Origin of the sequence: Luteimonas sp. S4-F44, from assembly GCF_022637415.1 — a bacterium.
In the GTDB taxonomy this organism is placed as follows: domain Bacteria; phylum Pseudomonadota; class Gammaproteobacteria; order Xanthomonadales; family Xanthomonadaceae; genus Luteimonas.
The window spans coordinates 3,373,308-3,380,000 of the sequence record NZ_CP093340.1 but is presented as its reverse complement, the minus strand read 5'-3'; the positions used below and the strand labels follow the sequence as shown (position 1 = coordinate 3,380,000).

At 65.8% G+C, this 6,693-nt stretch carries 3 protein-coding genes and 2 rRNA genes (1 of these 5 cut by a window edge); 4 read left to right on the top strand and 1 reads right to left on the bottom strand.

Features of this window, described 5'->3' with window-relative positions; genetic code table 11:
• A 23S ribosomal RNA gene (locus MNO14_RS15215) occupies nucleotides 1-1,411 on the top strand (it extends 1,468 nt beyond the left edge of the window).
• A gap of 198 nt (nucleotides 1,412-1,609) precedes the next feature.
• Nucleotides 1,610-1,723, top strand: a 5S ribosomal RNA gene (gene rrf / locus MNO14_RS15210).
• A gap of 575 nt (nucleotides 1,724-2,298) precedes the next feature.
• On the opposite strand, the gene MNO14_RS15205 is transcribed toward rrf, so the two are convergent.
• Nucleotides 2,299-2,640 (bottom strand): LysR family transcriptional regulator, encoded by a 342-nt coding sequence (locus MNO14_RS15205; RefSeq protein WP_241944525.1) that lies wholly within the window; start codon nucleotides 2,638-2,640, stop codon nucleotides 2,299-2,301.
• A 195-nt stretch (nucleotides 2,641-2,835) separates the two neighbouring features.
• Between MNO14_RS15205 and MNO14_RS15200 the strand changes: the two genes are divergently transcribed.
• Nucleotides 2,836-5,547, top strand: a complete 2,712-nt coding sequence (locus tag MNO14_RS15200; RefSeq protein WP_241946361.1) for a bifunctional acetate--CoA ligase family protein/GNAT family N-acetyltransferase — start codon at nucleotides 2,836-2,838, stop codon at nucleotides 5,545-5,547.
• A gap of 76 nt (nucleotides 5,548-5,623) precedes the next feature.
• Nucleotides 5,624-6,673 (top strand): DNA polymerase IV, encoded by a 1,050-nt coding sequence (dinB, locus tag MNO14_RS15195; protein ID WP_241946360.1) that lies wholly within the window; start codon nucleotides 5,624-5,626, stop codon nucleotides 6,671-6,673.
• Nucleotides 6,674-6,693 lie beyond the last annotated feature (20 nt).

Here is a 6,693-nt window from a genome sequence, read left to right as displayed (position 1 = left end):
TAGGCAAATCCGGGACCCTTTAACTCCGAGCACCGAGACGAGCTCATTAGAGCGAAGTGACTGATACCACGCTTCCAGGAAAAGCCCCTAAGCTTCAGCTTAAGCAGACCGTACCGTAAACCGACACAGGTGGGTAGGAAGAGAATTCTCAGGCGCTTGAGAGAACTCGGGTGAAGGAACTAGGCAACATAGCACCGTAACTTCGGGAGAAGGTGCGCCCTTGATCGTGGCTCGTGCGAGCTATAGCGATCGAGGGCCGCAGTGACCAGGCCGCTGCGACTGTTTATCAAAAACACAGGACTCTGCAAACACGAAAGTGGACGTATAGGGTCTGACGCCTGCCCGGTGCCGGAAGGTTAATTGATGGGGTCAGCCGCAAGGCGAAGCTCTTGATCGAAGCCCCGGTAAACGGCGGCCGTAACTATAACGGTCCTAAGGTAGCGAAATTCCTTGTCGGGTAAGTTCCGACCTGCACGAATGGCGTAACGATGGCGGCGCTGTCTCCACCCGAGACTCAGTGAAATTGAAATCGCTGTGAAGATGCAGCGTTCCCGTGGCAAGACGGAAAGACCCCGTGAACCTTTACTATAGCTTTACACTGAACGTTGAGTTCGTCTGTGTAGGATAGGTGGGAGGCTATGAAACTGTGGCGCTAGCTGCAGCGGAGCCAACCTTGAAATACCACCCTGTCGTGCTTGACGTTCTAACCTAGGTCCGTTATCCGGATCGGGGACCGTGTATGGTGGGTAGTTTGACTGGGGCGGTCTCCTCCCAAAGAGTAACGGAGGAGCTCGAAGGTACGCTCAGCGCGGTCGGACATCGCGCACTGTGTGCAAAGGCATAAGCGTGCTTGACTGCAAGATCGACGGATCAAGCAGGTAGGAAACTAGGACTTAGTGATCCGGTGGTTCTGTATGGAAGGGCCATCGCTCAACGGATAAAAGGTACTCCGGGGATAACAGGCTGATACCGCCCAAGAGTTCATATCGACGGCGGTGTTTGGCACCTCGATGTCGGCTCATCACATCCTGGGGCTGTAGTCGGTCCCAAGGGTATGGCTGTTCGCCATTTAAAGTGGTACGCGAGCTGGGTTCAGAACGTCGTGAGACAGTTCGGTCCCTATCTGCCATGGGCGTTGGAGATTTGAGAGGGGCTGCTCCTAGTACGAGAGGACCGGAGTGGACGAACCTCTGGTGTTCCGGTTGTCACGCCAGTGGCACTGCCGGGTAGCTATGTTCGGAAGCGATAACCGCTGAAAGCATCTAAGCGGGAAGCGCGCCTCAAGATGAGATCTCCCGGGAGCTTGACTCCCCTGAAGGAACCATCAAGACCAGGTGGTTGATAGGCTGGGTGTGTAAGTACAGCAATGTATTGAGCTAACCAGTACTAATGATCCGTGTGGCTTGACCATATAACCTCAAGTTGCTTCGCAACCCGAAGCATCCTTGGCCCTACGACACGTACAGTCGTCATAAAATGTTCGCTACTTCCCAACCTCTGAGAGCGTGAGCGCCGGTATGGCGAGTCCCTCGCATAAGCCCGCACTTCCATGTGCGGACTGTCCAAAAATGCGAAGACTCCCCACATCCTGGCGACCCTCCACCCTCTCCCTGGTGACAATAGCTGTATGGAACCACCCGATCCCATTCCGAACTCGGAAGTGAAACGTACATGCGCCGATGGTAGTGTGCATCTAGCATGCGAGAGTAGGTCATCGCCAGGGTTTTTACCCTAAACCCCCGCCGGTTATCCGGCGGGGGTTTTTCTTTGCGTGTTGCGAAAACCGGGGTCAGAGTGCAATTTCGTGGCTCGAAATTGCACTCTGACCCCGGTTTTCTGCCATGGGCTGGACCGATCCGAGACGCGGAGCGGGCACGCCTGAGTCAGAACACCGTGCCGCTTCGCAGCCTAGAGCCGCGTGCTGGGCATTGCTGAGGTCGCGAGGCACTGCAGCACAAAAGACCTCCCCTCATCCGTTCCGCCATCGCAATCGCCGAACAGCGCGTCGCACTGAGGTTGAAGGTCCGCAGCTTTGTTTGATGGAGCGGCGCTGGGCTTCCAGGAGATGAGTTGCAAACGCCCCAGAGCAGCAGATTGGTGGCCGGTGGCCGCGTCAAGCGCGCCATGGATGGCGCGCGCCCGAGTCAAGGCAGGATGCCTTGCCGAGGGGAGAGCGGCTTCCGGCCGCCAGGCGGCTGCCTATCCGGAGTCGTACTCCATCGCCGCGAATGAGGCGGTGTCGCTGGAGGGATGTCAGAACGCCTCTAACGGCGTCCGCTAGATACTCGTGGAATCGTTTCAGCGGCGCAGGCGGCGCAGTTGCGCCAGGTCGTCGGCGATCGCGTTACGGCAGTTCGCCTCCATGCTGCGATAGAGCGCCAGGACCTGGTCCCCCAACGGTGTCAACGCCGCGCCGCCGCCGCCCTTGCCGCCGGTCAGCGTCGATGCGACCGGCGCACCGAAATAGAGATTCATCTCCTCGACCAGCTGCCAGGCGCGCCGGTAGCTCATCGCCATGCGGCGACCGGCTGCCGAGATCGATCCCGTCTCGCGAATACCCGCCAGCAGGTCCGCCTTGCCCGGCCCGAGCATGACGCTGTCGAGGCGGATTCTCAGCTGGAAATCGGAAGGCGCGTGCATGCGTCCAGCTTAGTGGACGCCGTCACGCACGAGAAGCGAGGTATGGCGAGATGCCCACTGTCCTCGCCGCATGCCGTCTGGCGCGGTGACGCGCTCGCGAGTCGCGCGTCGCCTGCGTCGGTTCGCCCCAGGCGGCGTGCGCCTGGCCTCGTGTATCGTCAGGGGCTCGTCCAGCGGGAGGCCAGACGCACGCCGATGAGCATCTATGCACTGGAATCGGTGTTCCGGCCGGCTTCGGTCGCCGTCGTCGGCGCCAGCCCACGGCCGCGTTCGCTTGGGCGGTTGGTGCTGCGGCAGTTGCGCGACGGCGGGTTCGCCGGACCCATCGGACTGGTCAATCCGCGTCACGCGCAGATCGACGGCGTAGAGGCGGTGACCTCGCTCGAGGCGCTGCCGTTCGCGCCCGAACTGGTGATCATCGCCGCACCGCCGGCCGACGTCGCCGACGTGGCCCGCGCCGCGGCCGATCGGGGCGCCAAGGCCGCGATCGTGCTCACGCGCGATATGGGCAGCGGACCGGGCTCGCACAATGCGGCGCTGGCCGACGTCGCGCGCAGCCGCGGCCTGCGCATCGTCGGGCCGAACTGCCTGGGCGTCATCGCGCCGCATGCGCGGCTGTTCGCGAGTTTCGCCGCGCATGCGCCGGCACCGGGCGAACTGGCGCTGATCTCGCAGTCGGGCGCCGTGGCCGCTGGCATGATCGAGTGGGGCCGCTCGCGCGGGATTGGATTCTCGGCCGTGGCCTCGCTCGGCGACGGTCTGGATGTCGACTTCGCCGACCTTCTCGACTATTTCGCTACCGACCGCCACACCCGCGCGATCCTGCTCTACGTCGAGCGCGTGCGCGATGCCCGCAAATTCCTGTCGGCCGCGCGCGCCGCTGCACGCGCCAAGCCCGTGGTGGTGGTCAAGCCCGGCCGGCATGCGCGCAGCGCCGAGCCGTCGCAGACCCACATCGCCGCGCTGGCCAGTCCCGATGCAGTCTACGACGCGGCGTTCCGGCGCGCAGGGTTGCTGCGCGTGCATGCGCTCGACGAACTGTTCGCTGCGGCCGCGACGCTGTCGCGGCTGCGGATGCCGCCTGGCAACCGCCTGGCGGTGATGACCAACGGCATCGGCGTGGGCATGCTCGCACTCGATCGCCTGGTCGACCTGGGCGGCGAACGCGCCACGCTGTCGGACGCCACGCTCGAGACACTTGATGCCGCATTGCCGCGCGGCTGGTCGCGCCGCAATGCGGTCGACATGCTCGGCGACGCCGACGGCCCGCGCTACGCCGCGACCCTGGCCGCGCTGCTGCAGGACCGGGCCAACGACGCGATCCTGGTCATGAACGTGCCCACAGTGCTGTCCTCGCCGCCCGAGGTCGCGCGGGCGGTCGTGGAGACGCTGCGCGCGCATCCGCGTGAGGCCGCGCGCAAGCCAGTGTTCGGCGTGCTGGTGGGCGAGCATCCCGAGGCGCGGCGGATCCTGGCCGATGCCGGCGTGCATGCCTTCACCAGCGAAGCCGGCGCCGTGCGCGGCTTCATGTACCTGGTGCGGCATCAGCAGGCGCAGCGCGCGTTGATGGAGACGCCGCCGAGCCTGCCCGACGACTTCAATGTCGATGCCGCGGGCGCGCGTGCGGTTGTCGAGGCGGCGCTCGCCGATGGTCAGCGCTGGCTCGATCCGCCGGCGATCGCCAAGCTGTTCTCGGCCTACGATATCCCGCTCGCCGAGGCGATCCCGGCGTCCGACGCCGACGCGGCGGCTGAGGTTGCGGCGACCCTGCTCGAGCGCGGCGGCGCGGTGGCGGTGAAGATCTGGTCGCGCGACATCCCGCACAAGTCCGACATCGACGGCGTGCGCCTGAATCTGGCCAGCGTGGATGCGGTGCGCGAGGCCGCGGACGAGCTGCTGCGCTGCGCCCGCGCTGCCCGTCCGCAGGCGCGGATCGATGGCGTGACCGTGCATCCGATGATCGTGCGGCCCAAAGCGCGCGAACTGATCGCCGGCATCGCCGACGACCCGACCTTCGGACCAGTGGTGGTGTTCGGACGCGGCGGCACCGCAGCCGAGATCATCGACGACAAGGCGCTGGCGTTGCCGCCGCTGGACTTGCGCCTGGCCCACGAGTTGATCGGACGCACGCGGGTGGCGCGCATCCTCAACGCCTACCGCGACGTACCGGCGGCCGACGAACGGGCGGTGGCGCTGCTGCTGGTGAAACTGGCGCAGATGGCCGCCGACATTCCCGAGATCCAGGAGGTCGACGTCAATCCCCTGCTGGCCGACCGCGACGGCGTGATCGCGGTCGATGCGCGGGTCGCGGTCGGTCCGGTGCAACGGCTGCACCGCGGCCGCGGGCACCCGCGCTTTGCGGTGTTCCCCTACCCGAAGGAGTGGGAGCGCACAATCGCGCTGGGCAACGGCAGCGATGTGTTCGTGCGTCCAGTACGGCCAGAAGATGAAGCCATGTTCCTGCGCTTCTTCGAACGGGTCAGCACCGACGACCTGCGGCTGCGCTTCTTCAGCGCAGTGCGCCACTTCAGCCACGAATTCATCGCCCGGCTCACCCAGCTCGACTATGCGCGCTCGATCGCGCTGGCGGCGATCGACCCGGCCAGCGGCGAGATGCTCGGCGCGGTGCGTCTGCTGGCCGATGCCAACTACGACACCGGCGAGTACGGGATCATGGTGCGCTCCGACCTCAAGGGCGCAGGTCTGGGCTGGCGGTTGATGCGGATCATGATCGAGTACGCCCGCTGGCAGGGGCTGCGGATGGTCGAGGGCCAGGTGCTGCGGGAGAACACCACGATGCTGGCGATGTGCCGCCAGCTGGGGTTTGCGATCACCGCAGACCCCGACGATGCGACCGTGGCGATCGTGCGCTTGCCGATCGTGGCCGAGTCGCCGCCGGCGATCTGAACGCCGGCCGCCGGCCTCGTGCCGGCGCCCACCGCGCCGGCGATAATGGCGCGTGCGCAAGATCCTCCACATCGACATGGATGCGTTCTACGCGTCAGTGGAGCAGCGCGACGATCCGTCGCTGCGTGGGCGGCCGGTCGTCGTGGCCTGGCGCGGCGCGCGCTCGGTGGTCTGCGCGGCCTCCTATGAGGCCCGGCCCTACGGCGTGCGCTCGGCGATGCCGGCGGTGACCGCCGAGCGGCTGTGCCCGGATGCGGTGTTCGTGCCGCCGGATTTCCCGCGCTACAAGGCCGTCTCGCGCCAGGTGCGCGAGATCTTCCTGCAACACACCGATCTGGTGCAGCCGTTGTCGCTCGATGAAGCCTATCTCGACGTCACCGCCCCCAAGATTCCCTCCCCCAGTGCGACCGCGACCGCGCAGGCGATCCGCGCGCAGATCCGCGAGGCGACGCAGCTGACGGCGTCGGCGGGCGTGGCGCCGAACAAGTTCCTGGCCAAGATCGCCTCGGACTGGCGCAAGCCCGACGGCCTGTTCGTGGTCAAGCCGGGTCAGGTCGAGGCGTTCTTGACGCCGTTGAAGGTCGGCTTGATTCCCGGCGTCGGCAAGGTGATGGAGAAGAAGCTGGCCGAACTCGGTGTGACCACGGTCGGCGAGTTGCGCGGCTTGTCGCTCGATGCGCTCGAGCGGCGTTTCGGCACCTTCGGCGCGCGGCTCTACCAGCGCGCACGCGGCATCGACGAGCGGCCGGTCGAGCCGGATCAGCCGGTGCAGTCGATCTCGTCGGAAGATACCTTCGAGACCGACCTGCCGCTCGAGGCGCTGGGGCCGATGATCGAACATCTGGCGGAGAAGACCTGGGCGGCCACGCGCAAGACCGCGCGCGTGGGGCGGACGGTGGTGCTCAAGCTCAAGACCGCGCAGTTCCGCATCCTCACGCGTAGTTTCACGCCCGATACGCCGCCGACCTCACAGGCCGAACTCACGCGGATCGCGCTGGCCTTACGCGAGCGCGTGGATCTGCCGGCCTCGACCCGCTACCGGCTCGTCGGCGTCGGGCTGGGCGGCTTCCGCGAGCCGGAAGAGCTGCCGCAGCAGGCCGGCCTATTCGGCGAGGCCGATCTCTAGCCGGCCTCGCTCTAGCCGGC

Excerpts from the sequence above, each read along its gene's own strand:
- MNO14_RS15205 (WP_241944525.1), bottom strand. The coding sequence starts at position 2,640 with ATGCACGCGCCTTCCGATTTCCAGCTGAGAATCCGCCTCGACAGCGTC.
- MNO14_RS15200 (WP_241946361.1), top strand. The coding sequence starts at position 2,836 with ATGAGCATCTATGCACTGGAATCGGTGTTCCGGCCGGCTTCGGTCGCC.
- dinB (WP_241946360.1), top strand. The coding sequence starts at position 5,624 with ATGGATGCGTTCTACGCGTCAGTGGAGCAGCGCGACGATCCGTCGCTG.